Source organism: Streptomyces sp. NPDC026575 (assembly GCF_055567415.1).
On record NZ_JBVHQM010000004.1, the window covers coordinates 88,350 to 102,217 of the forward strand.

Genomic DNA, 13,868 nt, shown 5'->3' on the forward strand with positions numbered 1-13,868 from the left:
CGGAAGGGTTCGGCAACCGAAGGGGAAGGGGAGGCACTGTCGTCATGCTCGACCACCTGATCAAGGGCGCGACCGTCGTGGACGGGACGGGCGCGCCCGGGTACGTCGCCGACGTCGGGATACGCGACGGGCGCATCGCCGTCGTCGCCGACCCCGGGACGGTGCACGAGGAGGCCGCCACGAGCGAGGACGCCCGCGGCCGGATCCTCGCGCCCGGATTCGTCGACCCGCACACCCACTACGACGCCCAGCTCTTCTGGGACCCCTATGCCACGCCCTCGCTCAACCACGGCGTGACGACCGTCGCGGGCGGCAACTGCGGCTTCACCCTGGCCCCGCTGAACCCCGCGCGGCCCGAGGACGCCGACTACACCCGCCGGATGATGTCCAAGGTGGAGGGCATGTCCCTGGTGGCGCTGGAGGAGGGCGCGCCCTGGGACTGGAGTTCGTTCGGGGAGTACCTGGACGCGCTGGAGGGGCGCATCGCCGTCAACGCGGGCTTCATGGTGGGGCACTGCGCGCTGCGCCGGTATGTGATGGGCGCGGACGCGGTGGGCGGGCAGCCGAGCGAGCAGCAGATGGCGCAGATGCTCGCCCTCTTCCACGAGGCGATGGCGGCGGGGGCCTGGGGGCTGTCCACGACCCAGTCGTCCACCCACTCCGACGGCGACGGCGAGCCGGTCGCGTCCCGGCATGCGAAGCCGGCCGAGCTGCTCGCCCTGTCGCGGGCCGTCGCCGAACACGAGGGCACGCAGATCGAGGCGATCGTGGCCGGCTGCCTCGACCAGTTCAGCGACGCGGAGATCGAGCTGTTCGTGGAGATGAGCGCGGCGGCCGGGCGGCCTCTGAACTGGAACGTCCTCACCATCGACGCCGCCGTCCCCGAGCGTGTGCCGCGCCAGCTCGTGGCCAGTGAACGGGCCCGTGAGGCGGGCGGCCGGATCGTGGCGCTGACGATGCCGATCCTGACGCCGATGAACATGTCGCTGGGCACCTTCTGCGCCCTGAACCTGATCCCCGGATGGGGCGAGGTCCTCGGGCTGCCGATCGACGAGCGGATCGCCAGGCTGCGCGACGCCAAGGTGCGCGCCGAGATGCTGCGGCGCGCGGACAGCAAGGAGGCCGGCGTCTTCCGGAGGCTCGCCGACTTCGGCCGCTATGTCATCGGCGATACGTACAGCGAGGCCAACGCGGGCCTGACGGGGCGGGTCGTACGGGACATCGCCGCCGAGCGCGGGCAGGAGCCGTTCGCCTGCCTGGTGGAGATCTGCGCCAACGACCGGCTGCGCACGGTGCTGTGGCCCATGCCGACCGACAACGACCCCGATTCCTGGGCCCTGCGCGCCGAGACCTGGCAGCACGAGGACGTACTGTTGGGCGGCTCGGACGCGGGCGCGCACCTGGACCGGATGTGCGGGGCCCCGTACACGACCCGGTTCCTCGGCGACTGCCTGCGCGGCCGCAGGCTGGTGGGCCTGGAGCAGGCCGTGAAGATGCTCACCGACGACCCCGCGCAGCTCTTCGGCCTGCGGGAGCGGGGGCGCGTCCAGGAGGGCTGGCACGCCGATCTGGTGCTCTTCGACCCGGAGACCATCGACGCGGGCAAGGCGACGCTCGTGCACGACCTGCCGGGTGACAGCCCTCGTCTGGACTCCGCGGCGATCGGCGTCAACGCGGTGTGGGTCAACGGCGTCGAGGTGATCCGTGACGATGCGGTGACCGGCGCCGTACCGGGACGGGTGCTGCGGTCGGGGCGGGACACCAGGACGGTGGCCACCAAGTGACGGGCGGGGAGCACCGAGGGGCGGCGAGGGAGCGCCGAACGACGGTTGACGGACGCCGAGTGGCCGCACGGGCGCATCAAACGACGGCTGGGGAGCGCCGAGCGGCCGCAGAGGAGGACCGAGTGACGGTCGGGGGTGCCATATGACGGTGTCGGACGGGAAGTTGTTCATCGGCGGGGAGTGGGTCGAGCCGGCCGGCGGGCACTACGACGTGATCGATCCGGCGTACGGGTCGGTCGTCGGGCGCGCGCCCGAGGCGTCCCGGGCGCAGGTGTACGAGGCGGCCGCGGCGGCGCGCGAGGCCCTCGCGGCCTGGTCCCGTACCCGGCCGGAGGAGCGCGCCGCGATCCTCGACCGGGCCGCGGACGTCATCCAGCGCGACTTCGCCGCGAACGCCGAGCTGGCGCAGGCCGAGAGCGGTGCGACGACCGCGACCGCGCGGGGCATGCAGGTCGGAGTGGGGGTGGCGCGCTTCCGCCGCTACGCCAAGGGGGCCCTGGAGCCGGTCGAACAGGCGCTGGTGCCGCAGATCAACGAGGCCGGACCGATGGGCGGGGCGGCGGTGATCGGTGCGCTCGCGGTACGTCAGCCGGTCGGCGTCGTCACCTGCATCACCTCCTACAACAACCCCTGGGCGAATCCCGCGGGCAAGGTGGCGCCGGCCCTGGCCATGGGCAACACGGTCGTGGTCAAGCCCGCCCCGCAGGATCCCCTGTCGGTGTACCGGATGGCGGCCGCGCTGGAGGAGGCGGGGGCGCCGCCGGGCGTGGTGAACGTGGTGAGCGGTGCGTCGGTGGAGGTCGGTGAGGCGGCCGTCGACTCGCCGGACGTGGACATGGTGAGCTTCACCGGCTCCACGGCGGTCGGCCGGCGCATCGGCGAGGTCTGCGGACGCGGCATGAAGCGCCAGCTCATGGAGCTGGGCGGCAAGGGCGCGGCGGTGGTCTTCGACGACGCGGACCTGGAGTCGGCCGTCCGGGGCATCGGCACGACCTTCTCCTTCTACAGCGGGCAGATCTGTACGGCGCCGACGCGGGTGATCGCGCAGCGGGGTGTGTACGAGGCGCTGGTGGAGGGGCTCGCGCGGTACGTCGGGCAGCTCGGGGTCGGCGATCCGAGGGAGCGGGGCACGGTCGTGGGGCCGGTGATCTCGGCCGCGCACCGGGACCGGGTCGAGTCGTATGTGGAACTGGGCCGCAAGGAGGGCGCCCGCCTCGTCGCGGGCGGTGAGCGGCCCGCGCAGGAGAAGGGGTTCTATGTGGCCCCGACGCTCCTTGCGGACTGCACCCGCGAGATGCGCGTGGTGCGGGAGGAGATCTTCGGTCCGGTCGTGGTGGTCGTTCCCTTCGACGAGGAGGACGAAGGGGTGGCCCTGGCCAACGACAGCGACTACGGCCTGATCGACTACGTCTGGTCGGGCGATGTGGCCCGCGCCTTCCGGGTGGCCCGGCGGCTGCGGGCCGGCGGGGTCGGGGTCAACACCGTCGGCCGGAACATGGAGGCGCCGTTCGGCGGCTTCAAGCGGAGCGGCGTGGGGCGGGACGTGGGCTCGTACGCGCTGCACGCGTACAGCGAGCTGCAGGCGATCGTGTGGCCGGGGTGAGCCGGGGGAGGCCGCCGGGCCGAGTGGCGACGGCGGGAAGCTCCGGTGAGCGGGATGTGGTGTTCAACATCCGGACGGGAAAATTTTGAATCGTGGCAAATCGGACAGTGCTGCGATTCCCGCAATGTGGAAGCGATGACGCGCGGCCATCGAATCAAAGGTTGATTCTGCAACTAATCTTGGTATCGCCTGGCCGGTGCGTCAATCCCCCTGTGCTGTGAAGGGATCCCCTCCGGAGTTTGATCTTCCGGATACGAATACAGCAGCGCTTAACGTCCTGTTCATGGTTCAGGTTGACCTCCGGCCCCAGACCGGAGACACGGTAACGAGCGTCGGCGCTACCGGCGGTGACACCCGCAGCAAGGGCCTCAGCGGCAACTCCGTAGGACTGCTCGGCAGCGCGGTCATCGGTATCTCCACCGTCGCCCCCGTCTACTGCCTCACCTCGACGCTCGGCCCGACGGTCGGCGAGGTCGGGCTGCAGATGCCGGCCGTCTTCCTCGCCGGCTTCCTGCCGATGCTGCTGGTCGCCTTCGCCTACCGCGAGCTCAACAAGGCCGTACCGGACTGCGGCACCTCCTTCACCTGGACCGTCAAGGCCTTCGGACCGCGGATCGGCTGGATGTGCGGCTGGGGGCTGGTGATCGCGACGATCATCGTGCTCTCCAACCTCGCCGGCGTGGCCACCTCGTTCTTCTATCTGCTGCTCGGCGAAGTCACCGGCAGCCAAGCCATCGCCGACCTCGACGGCAACAAGGCCGCCCACGTCCTGACGTGCCTGGCCTTCATCGCCGTCGCCACCGCGATCAGCTACCGCGGGATGACCGCCACCAAGGGCGTCCAGTACGCCCTGGTCGGCCTCCAACTCGCCGTCCTCGCGGTCTTCGTCGCGATGGCCGTGATCAAGGCGCGGTCCGGCGACTTCGCCGGCTCCGTCCACTTCTCCTGGACCTGGCTTGACCCGTTCGCCGTCCAGTCCTTCTCCGCCTTCACGGCCGGTCTGTCCCTCTCGATCTTCATGTTCTGGGGCTGGGACGCCTGCCTCACGGTCAACGAGGAGACCGCCGGCAGCGCGAAGACGCCCGGCCGCGCCGCCCTTCTGGCCATGCTCGTGCTGATCGGCTCGTATCTGCTCACCGCCGTGGCCTCCCAGATGTTCTCCGGCGCCGGCGACAAGGGACTCGGCCTGGGCAACCCGGACACGTCCGACAACGTCTTCGCCGCCCTCGCCAACCCCGTCATGGGCACCGTGCTCGGCGTACTGCTCTTCGTCGCGGTCCTCGCCTCGGCCGCGGCCAGTCTGCAGACCACCTTCATCCCGGTGGCCCGCACGGTCCTGGCGATGAGCACCTACGAGGCGCTGCCGGCGTCCTTCGCCAAGATCCACCCGCGTTTCCGCTCCCCGGGGCAGGCCACCGTCGCCGCCGGTGTCGCCACAGGCGTCTTCTACGCCGTGATGAGCCTCCTCAGCGAGAACGTCCTCATCGACACCATCTGCGCCCTCGGCCTCATGATCTGCTTCTACTACTCGATCACGGCCTTCGCCTGCGCCTGGTTCTTCCGCCGCGAGCTGCGCACCTCGGTCCGCGACCTGCTCTTCAAGGGCGTCTTCCCGTTCCTGGGCGGCGTCCTGCTCGCGGCGGTCTTCGCCAAGACCCTGATCGACATGTGGAACCCCGCCTACGGGTCCGGCAGTTCGGTCCTCGGAGTCGGCTCGGTCTTCGTCATCGGGGTCGGCCTGCTCCTCCTGGGCGTCGTTCTCATGCTCGTCATGCAACGCCGCAGCCCCGCCTTCTTCCGGGGCGAGATCCTGACCCGGGCCACACCGGCGTTGGTGGTGGAGGAGTAGCGGAGGAGTAGTGGAGGAGTAGGCGACCACCCGCCGCCATGCCTCCGGCGCCGGTGAACGTGCCCCACTCCTCTCACCCCTCTCACGCCCCTCACCCCTCTCGCACCCCTCACATCTCTCAGTCCTCCCACATCTCTCAGTCCTCCCGGCGACCCAGGAAGATCGGGTTGGTCATGGCCGCCATCGGGCCCGGGAGGCCCGCTGTGGTCGGCGGGTGGCGGACTTCCGCGCGTATATAGGCGGCGTAGTCCGGCGTGGTCTGCCAGGTGACGGTGCCCTCGCCGGACGGCGGAAGCGGGGTCGTGTACAGCCGGCCCTGGTCGGTGACGAAGGAGGCCGTGCAGCCCGGGGCACCGGACACCTTCAGCCGGGCGGTGACCCGCGCCGTGGGGGAGACCTCCAGGCGCTCGCCGATTCCGGCGTGTTCGCCGCGCTCGCCGGTGACGGAGAAGGCCAGGTCGACCTTCGAGGATTCGGCGATCCAGACCCGGCCCGCCCGTATGCCGTCCTGGAGGGCGCGGCGGGAGAGATCGTCGGCGAGCACCACGGTCTGCGGCAGACCGACGACGTCCGGGTCGCGGTGGGCGTCGCTGTGGCCGACGGCCGGCAGCCAGTCGGCGCGGCCCTGGGCGTGCGCGACCAGGGTGTTGTCCCACTCGGCGAGGGTGACCTCGTCATCTGGGGTGTACGGGCCGTTCCAGACCTCCACCGCATCGGCTTCGTTCAGCCCGAACTTCCAGTTGCAGCCGATGCAGGTGGCGTGTGGATGCGCCGGGATGACCAGTCCCCCGGCTCTTCGGATGGCACGCGCGAACTTCCCGAAGGCGTTGTCGCGCGCCCGGTAGCGCCAGTCGATGAAGACCCCGGGGTCGGTGCCCATCGCCACCACGTGCCCATTGCGGGTGGTCACCTCCTCGCCGGTCAGGATCAGCAGGTCGTCGCCCCACAGCCCTTCCCAGGCGCGGTGCGCGGAGGTGGTGTTGTGTTCGGAGGTGGTGATGAAGTCCAGGCCGGCGGCGCGGGCCAGCGCCGCGATCTCTGCGGGGGTGCGCCTGCCGTCGGAGTGGACCGAATGCAGATGGCTGTCGCCGCGGTACCAGGCGCGCCCGCGGCCCCGGGCACGCTCGGGCGGATAGACGGGTGCCGGGGTGTGCCCCCGTGGGCCGTACCGCAGGGTGATCGTGACGTCGTAGGACAGCCCCTGCGGCGCGACCGTGTACGGGCCGAGGGCGATGTGCCAGGTGCCGGCGTTGACGGGGCCGGGAAGGTATCCCGGGGTGGCCTCGTCGGCGCGCAGGAAGAACTCCGCACGCGCGCCGCCCGACCAGCCGCGGAAGCCGGAGCCGCCCAGCTCCGTGCCCCGCTCGTCGAAGATGCCGATGTCGCAGGCGTTGCCGGCCGTGCCCTCGGGCACAGGGGGCTTGTCGTAGCGGTAGGAGACGGCGATCTCCCGCACCCCGTGCGGCACTTCGACCGGCAGGTGGACGAAGTCCGGAGCGCCGGTCGGCAGATGGCCGGTGACCCGGCGGGTCTGCTCGCCCGGCCCGCCATCCGGGCGCCCGGCCGCCGGCTCCGCGTCGGCGAAGCTCACACGTCCGAGCGTAAGCGCGCCCGTCGCGCCCGCAACCGCCGAAAGCCTCAGAACATCGCGTCGTTCCATACCCGCCCCCCGTGTCGTCTTGTGCCGTGTCGGCCTGTGCCGTCTCGGGCCGTCTCGCGCCGTATCGGTCTCGTATCGCTGCGCGGTCGTTTCGTCGCGCCGCGTGAAAACTGTTGTACGCGGCTGTGACGCGGAGGGAAAGGTCTGTGGATAACTGTCGGGCGCTGAGGCAACATGCCGTCACCCACACGCCTGACGGAGGTGTCCACAGATGCGGATCGCGACCACGATCTTCCTGACCGACGAGACGATCCGGCCGGACCGACTCGCCCGTGAGCTGGAACAGCGCGGATTCGCCGGCCTCTACCTCCCCGAACACACCCACATCCCCGCCAGCCGCGACACCCCCGCGCCCATGGGTGAGCCGCTGCCCCGCGAATACGGCCGCACCCTCGACCCGCTCATCGCCCTGGGCCAGGCCGCCGCGGTCACCGAGCGCCTCGCCCTGGGCACCGGCATCACCCTGGTCACACAGCACGACCCGGTCGATCTCGCCAAGCAGATCGCGACCCTGGACTTCCTCTCCAACGGCCGCTTCACGCTCGGCATCGGCTACGGCTGGAACGTCGAGGAGGCCGCCGACCACGGAGTGCAGTGGTCGACCCGGCGCGAGCTGACCCGCGACCGGGTGGCGTTGATGCGCGCCCTGTGGGCGGACGAACCGACCGCGTACAAGGGCGAATTCGGGTCCGTACGGGCGTCCGTGGCCTACCCCAAGCCGGTGCACGGCGCGCCGCGCATGCTGCTCGGCGGCGCGGCCGGCCCCAAACTCTTCGGGCAGATCGCCGAGTACGCGGACGGCTGGCTGCCGATCGGTGGCCGAGGGCTGACCGAGACCCTTCCGGTACTGCGGCAGGCATGGTCGGACGCGGGGCGGGCGGGCGAGCCGCTGGTGGTGCCGTACGGAGTGCGGCCGTCGGCCGGAAAGCTGGCCCACTACAGCGACCTGGGCCTGCAGGAGGTGGTCCTGCAACTGCCCGCCGCCGGGGAGGCGGAGGTGCTGCGGACGCTGGACGACTTCGCGCGGTACCTGTGACACGGCAGCGCGCCGGGCGGCCGCGCCATGGGTGCCGCGCGCGCACCCGTGACGTACGGGAGTGCGCCGTGCGAGGTGGGTGACGGACGGGTCGGGTGGCCCAGGCGCGCGCCCGGGGGAGGGCGGGGCCGCGGCGTGCCCTAGGACCATCGGCGTACGGCCCCGGTACCGGCCCCGTCCGGTACCGCGGACCGATCCGCGTCGGCGCCCGCGGTCGTACCGTCGAAGGTGAAGGACCCGCAGATCCGCGGTCCACAGGAGATCGCTCACCGGTCCCGGAAGGCCGGCGCCCTGAGCCGATCCAGGGGCTCACTGGGGGCGCCACCGATCGCCGGACCACGAAGATCAAGGAGATCCCAGATGCCTCGCCTCGACCACACGATCGTGCAGAGCACCGACCGCTTCGCCTCCGCCCGTTTCCTCGCCGACCTGCTGGGAGTGGCCGAGCCGAAGTCGTTCGGACCCTTCGCCGCCCTCAAGCTGGACAACGGGGTCGCCCTCGACTACGCCGAGCATCTGGGCGGCGGCGGTGAGTTCGTCCCCACGCACTACGCGTTCCTGGTCACCGAGGAAGAGTTCGACGCGATCATGGGCCGCATACAGGCGCGCGAACTGCCCTACTGGGCCGACCCCATGCACAACAAGCCCCAGCAGATCAACACCCGGGACGGCGGCCGCGGCGTCTACATCAACGATCCCGACGGTCACAACATGGAGTTCATGACCCGGACGTACTCCGACGAGCTGCTGGCCAGCATGTAGGCATGAGGGGAGCCACCGCCGGGGAATTGCCCGCTTTGGGGGCGGACATAACCTCCGTCCGCAGTGATCAGCGGCACATCGACAGCCGTGCTCTCCGGCGGGGGTGCTGTCGGCGGGCGCTCGTATGCTCGGGGAATGACTACCAGCGCGCAGGGACCTGACCAGGCATCCGACCAGGTGACCGACCGAGGGACGAGCGCCGGGCCCAGCCAGGGCCGCCCCACGGCGAACGCGATGCGCCGCGCGCTGAAGCGGGCCCGCGACGGTGTGGCGCTGGACGTCGGCGAGGCCGCGGTGCTGCTGCAGGCCCGCGGCGCGGACCTCACGGACCTGTGCGCCTCCGCGGCCCGGGTGCGGGACGCCGGCCTGGAGGCCGCGGGCCGCCCCGGCGTCATCACGTACTCGCGCGGAGTCTTCATCCCCCTGACGCGCCTGTGCCGGGACAAGTGCCACTACTGCACCTTCGCCACCGTCCCCGGCAAACTGCGCCGTGACGGCCACGGGATGTTCATGTCGCCCGACGAGGTGCTGGACATCGCGCGCCGCGGCGCGGAGATGGGCTGCAAGGAAGCCCTGTTCACCCTGGGGGACAAGCCCGAGGACCGCTGGCCGGAGGCCCGCGAGTGGCTGGAGGCGCACGGCTACGACGACACGGTCTCGTACCTCCGCGCCATGGCCATCCGCGTCCTGGAGGAGACCGGACTGCTGCCGCACCTCAACCCCGGGGTGATGTCCTGGACGGACTTCCAGCGCCTGAAGCCGGTGGCCCCGTCGCTGGGGATGATGCTGGAGACGACCGCCGAGCGCCTGTGGAGCGAGCCCGGCGGTCCGCACTACGGATCGCCCGACAAGGAGCCGGCCGTCCGGCTGCGCGTCCTGGAGGACGCCGGCCGCTCCAATGTCCCCTTCACCAGCGGGCTGTTGATCGGTATCGGCGAGACCTACGAGGAGCGAGCCGAGTCCCTCTTCGCGCTGCGCCGCATCCAGCGCGCGTACCACGGCATCCAGGAACTGATCATGCAGAACTTCCGCGCCAAGCCGGACACGGCGATGCGCGGTATGCCGGACGCCGAACTGGAGGAGCTGGCCGCGACGATCGCGGTGGCCCGACACATCATGGGCCCCTCGACTCGCATCCAGGCCCCGCCCAATCTGGTCGACGGCGAATACGCGCTGCTCATCGACGCCGGGATCGACGACTGGGGCGGCGTCTCCCCGCTGACCCTCGACCACGTCAACCCCGAGCGTCCCTGGCCGCAGATCGAGGAGCTGACCGAGCGCTGCGCCACCGCCGGTTTCGAGCTGCGTGAACGGCTTCCCATCTACCCGGAGTTCCTCCAGCGCGGCGAACCCTGGCTCGACCCCCGCCTGCTGCCCCATGTCCGGGCGCTCGCCGACCCGGAGACGGGGCTGGCCGTCGAGGACGCCCCGGTGGTCGGCCGCCCCTGGCAGGAGCCCGACGAGGGCTTCGCGATGCACTCCACGGGCCGTACAGACCTGCACCGCACCATCGACACCGACGGCCGCACCACCGACCGCCGCGACGACTTCGACGAGGTCTACGGCGACTGGGAGGCGCTGCGCGAGGCCGCCGCCCCGGGGATGGCACCGGAGCGCATCGACGCCGACGTACGGCAGGCCCTGTCGCAGGCCGCCGACGATCCCACCAAGCTCACCGACCCGGAGGCGCTGGCGCTGCTGCACGCCGACGGGCCGGCGCTGGACGCCCTCTGCAAGATCGCCGACGATCTGCGCCGCGCCACGGTGGGCGACGACGTCACCTACATCGTCACCAGGAACATCAACTTCACCAATGTCTGCTACACCGGCTGCCGGTTCTGCGCCTTCGCCCAGCGCCGTACGGACGCCGATGCCTACACGCTGTCGCTCTCCCAGGTCGCCGACCGTGCCCAACAGGCATGGGACGTGGGCGCGGTGGAGGTCTGCATGCAGGGCGGTATCCACCCCGACCTGCCCGGTACGGCGTACTTCGACATCGCCCGCGCGGTCAAGGAGCGCGTCCCGGGGATGCATGTGCACGCCTTCTCGCCCATGGAGGTCGTCAACGGCGCGACGCGCACCGGCATGTCCATCCGCGAATGGCTCACCGAGGCCAAGGCCGCCGGTCTGGACAGCATCCCCGGGACGGCCGCCGAGATCCTCGACGACGAGGTCCGCTGGGTCCTCACCAAGGGCAAGCTGCCCACCGCCACCTGGGTCGAGGTCATCAAAACCGCCCATGAGCTGGGCATCCGCTCGTCATCGACGATGATGTACGGCCATGTCGACCAGCCGCGGCACTGGCTCGGCCACCTCCGCCTGCTGGCCGAGATCCAGCAGTCCGCGCTGTCCCACAACGTCGATGGCTTCACCGAATTCGTCACCCTTCCCTTCATCCACACCAACGCCCCCGTCTACCTCGCCGGTATCGCCCGTCCCGGCCCCACCACTCGCGACAACCGCGCGGTCACGGCCATGGCCCGGCTCCTGCTCCACCCGTACATCACCAACATCCAGACCAGCTGGGTCAAGCTCGGCGCGGACGGCGCCGCCGAGATGCTCCGCTCGGGCGCCAACGACCTGGGCGGCACGCTGATGGAGGAGACCATCTCCCGGATGGCGGGTTCGAGTTACGGCTCCTACCGCTCCATCCAGGACCTGATCGCCATCGCCGAACAGGCCGGCCGCCCCGCCCGCCCCCGCACGACGACCTACGGCCCGGTGCCGCAGGAACGTCACAGCACCGCCCTCGCATCGGACGGCCATCTGCCGGACCTGCTGCCGGTGGTGGAGTAGGGGGAGTGGGGATGGCTCCAACAGGGTGGATCTGGGCGTGAGTTGACCCGGCCATACCGTCGTGGCGGACCATCAGGGCATCGGCACGTACGGAGTTATCCACAGCCCCCGACGCTCGATTCCGCCGAAGGCTAATCTGCGTGAGCAGGGCGACAAAGCCGTCAGGACCGCCCGCACCGTGCCTGAGCCATGTGGCCCGAGCTGCTACTGAGCGGGGCGGCCCCGCGTCACTCGCCGTCGTACTCGGCCTCGTGCTGGAGGATGCACTGCTGCCACTGCGACAGGGCCTCCTCGCGATCGCCTCCGCTGTCCTGGGCGGCGACGATCAAGGCGTCGGCGGCCATGGCGGCGAGTCGTACCGCGATGTGGCAGACATCCCTCTGCGGGAGCGGCCGAAGGAGTTCCACCGCGCCGTCGCTGTCTCCCGAGAGCGCGGAGGCGACGACGGCCATGGTGGTGCGATCCCACTCGTACTCGGACATGGGGAGAGCATGCCCAGCGGGCGCCCTCGCCATCATCGAATGGATGAGCGGCCCGGCGGCGAGGCATGGGACGGCGAAGGGCGGCGAAGGGCGGCGCCGTACGCAGGCCCGGGTCCCCGTCGCCGGCGAGCCCGGCCCGGCGACTGGTGCCGGCGGTGGGGGGAAGCGTCGTGTCGGCGGTGGGGGGCGGTGCCGTACGGGCGGTGGAGGGAGGGCGGGCGGGGAGGGGGGAGGGGAAGAGGAGCGGGGGAGCCAGGCCCGCTCGCGGGGCTCGCCAGGGCAAGCGCGCCCGAGGGCAGGAGCACGAGCGGAAGGACGGGCAGAGGACGGGCATGTTCACCTGCCCGGCATGGCCCCCAGCGGGGCCACGGGCAGTGGCGGGGCGGTGGCGGACGGTGCACGTCGTCGTGTCGTCCCCTTCCGGGCCGTATCGCCCAAAAGCCTCCTAGCCAGTGACTGTTCGCATACTCACCTGGCCTGAAATTGATCAATCGTGGTCGATTACAGTGCTGCGCCAGGGGCCCCACAACGTCCCGGCAGGTAGTGAGCCTCGGGAGGGCTGCAGTGAGCGAGCGGAGCGAGCGTGCCATTCAGACGTGCGCGCCGCGCGAATGCGAGGCCGAGCGGAGCGAGGTGTCGGCATGAGCGCAGCGGGAGGCGGCGGCGCTATCTGGGGGCGCGCGGAACAGCAGGACTTCCGCAGCCGGGTACGCGGCTGTCTGCTCGGCGGTGCCATAGGCGATGCCCTCGGTGCCGGGATCGAATTCGAGTCGCTCGACGCGATACGGGAGGCGCACGGCCAGGAGGGCGTGACGGATCTTGTGCCCGCCTTCGGACGGCGCGGCGCGGTCACCGACGACACGCAGATGACCCTCTTCACAGTCGACGGGCTGATACGCGCGCAGGTGCGACGTGACACCGGAGCCTGGCACCCGCCCACCGACGTGCACCGCGCCTACCTGCGCTGGGCCGCCACCCAGCACGACTGGGGCCCGGACGAGCGCAGGACGGACGACGGCTGGCTCGCCCGCGAGGAGTGGCTGTACTCCCGCCGCGCCCCCGGGAGGGCCTGCCTGTCCGGGCTCGGCGACGAGGTGATGGGCACGCTCGAAAAGCCCAAGAACCCCGACTCGAAGGGCTGCGGCGCGGTGATGCGCTCCGCGCCGTTCGGGCTGCTGGTCGGCTGGGAGCCGCAGCTGGTCTTCCAGCTCGCCGTCGAGTGCGCGGCGCAGACGCACGGCCACCCCACCGGCTATCTGGCGGCCGGTGCGCTCGCGGTCATCAGCCACTCGCTGGCCCGCGGTGAGGACCTCGACAGCGCCGTGCAGAAGGCCCTGGCGCACCTTGCCACCCGCCCCGACCACGAGGAGACCACCGACGCCCTCAAGCTCGCGCTCGGCGCCGTACGGCAGGGCATGCCGACTCCCGCCCGGGTGGAGTCGCTGGGCGAAGGCTGGACGGCCGAGGAGGCGCTGTCCATCGCCGTGTACTGCGCACTGGTCGCCGAGGACATCCGGCACGGTCTGCTGCTCGCCGTCAACCACAGCGGCGACAGTGATTCCACCGGCGCCATCTGCGGGAATCTGCTGGGCACACTGCACGGTGAGACGGCGCTGCCGCCGGTGTGGCTGGTCGAGCTGGAGGGCCGGGACACGATCCTGCAGCTGGCCGACGACTTCTCCATGGAGATGACGCAGGGCGCCGCGCTGCACGGCCCGGCCGGTTCGTCGCCGGGGTGGCTCGCCCGTTACCCGCGAGCCTGAAGCAGCCGGGTCGTACGCCGTTACCCGCGAGCCTGAGGAAGCTGGCCCGCATACGCCCAGGGCCCGGGCCCGGCAAGGGCGGCCCGCCCCCGTCCGGCGTCGGCATCGGCATCGGCATCGTCATCGTTCCCGG

9 protein-coding genes are annotated in these 13,868 nt (G+C 71.2%); 7 read left to right on the top strand and 2 right to left on the bottom strand.

Annotated elements, in window-relative coordinates; translation table 11 throughout:
- Nucleotides 1–44 precede the first annotated feature (44 nt).
- The 3 genes from ACZ4NB_RS06605 (at nt 45) to ACZ4NB_RS06615 (ending at nt 5,236) form a co-directional block, all read left to right on the top strand.
- Nucleotides 45–1,784 carry an N-acyl-D-amino-acid deacylase family protein gene (locus ACZ4NB_RS06605; protein ID WP_467658770.1) on the top strand — a complete coding sequence of 580 codons (1,740 nt, stop codon included), beginning with the start codon at nt 45–47 and terminating at the stop codon, nt 1,782–1,784.
- A 142-nt stretch (nt 1,785–1,926) separates the two neighbouring features.
- Nucleotides 1,927–3,387 (top strand): aldehyde dehydrogenase family protein, encoded by a 1,461-nt coding sequence (locus ACZ4NB_RS06610; protein WP_467658771.1) that lies wholly within the window; start codon nt 1,927–1,929, stop codon nt 3,385–3,387.
- Between the two features lie 283 nt (nt 3,388–3,670).
- Nucleotides 3,671–5,236 carry an APC family permease gene (locus ACZ4NB_RS06615; protein WP_467658773.1) on the top strand — a complete coding sequence of 522 codons (1,566 nt, stop codon included), beginning with the start codon at nt 3,671–3,673 and terminating at the stop codon, nt 5,234–5,236.
- A 136-nt stretch (nt 5,237–5,372) separates the two neighbouring features.
- Here ACZ4NB_RS06615 and ACZ4NB_RS06620 read toward each other — a convergent pair whose 3' ends face one another.
- Nucleotides 5,373–6,896, bottom strand: a complete 1,524-nt coding sequence (locus ACZ4NB_RS06620; RefSeq protein WP_467658775.1) for a CehA/McbA family metallohydrolase — start codon at nt 6,894–6,896, stop codon at nt 5,373–5,375.
- A 211-nt stretch (nt 6,897–7,107) separates the two neighbouring features.
- On the opposite strand from ACZ4NB_RS06620, the gene ACZ4NB_RS06625 reads away from it, so the two are divergent.
- The 3 genes from ACZ4NB_RS06625 (at nt 7,108) to ACZ4NB_RS06635 (ending at nt 11,490) form a co-directional block, all read left to right on the top strand.
- Nucleotides 7,108–7,932 carry a TIGR03619 family F420-dependent LLM class oxidoreductase gene (locus tag ACZ4NB_RS06625; RefSeq protein WP_467658777.1) on the top strand — a complete coding sequence of 275 codons (825 nt, stop codon included), beginning with the start codon at nt 7,108–7,110 and terminating at the stop codon, nt 7,930–7,932.
- 360 nt (nt 7,933–8,292) lie between these two features.
- Nucleotides 8,293–8,694, top strand: a complete 402-nt coding sequence (locus ACZ4NB_RS06630) for a VOC family protein (RefSeq protein WP_467658779.1) — start codon at nt 8,293–8,295, stop codon at nt 8,692–8,694.
- 135 nt (nt 8,695–8,829) lie between these two features.
- Nucleotides 8,830–11,490 (top strand): bifunctional FO biosynthesis protein CofGH, encoded by a 2,661-nt coding sequence (locus ACZ4NB_RS06635; protein WP_467658781.1) that lies wholly within the window; start codon nt 8,830–8,832, stop codon nt 11,488–11,490.
- Nucleotides 11,491–11,717: 227 nt separating this feature from the next.
- On the opposite strand, the gene ACZ4NB_RS06640 is transcribed toward ACZ4NB_RS06635, so the two are convergent.
- Nucleotides 11,718–11,972, bottom strand: a complete 255-nt coding sequence (locus tag ACZ4NB_RS06640) for a hypothetical protein (RefSeq protein ID WP_384430192.1) — start codon at nt 11,970–11,972, stop codon at nt 11,718–11,720.
- Between the two features lie 641 nt (nt 11,973–12,613).
- On the opposite strand from ACZ4NB_RS06640, the gene ACZ4NB_RS06645 reads away from it, so the two are divergent.
- Nucleotides 12,614–13,735: an ADP-ribosylglycohydrolase family protein gene (locus tag ACZ4NB_RS06645; RefSeq protein WP_467658783.1), complete on the top strand. Its 1,122-nt coding sequence runs from the start codon at nt 12,614–12,616 to the stop codon at nt 13,733–13,735.
- Nucleotides 13,736–13,868 lie beyond the last annotated feature (133 nt).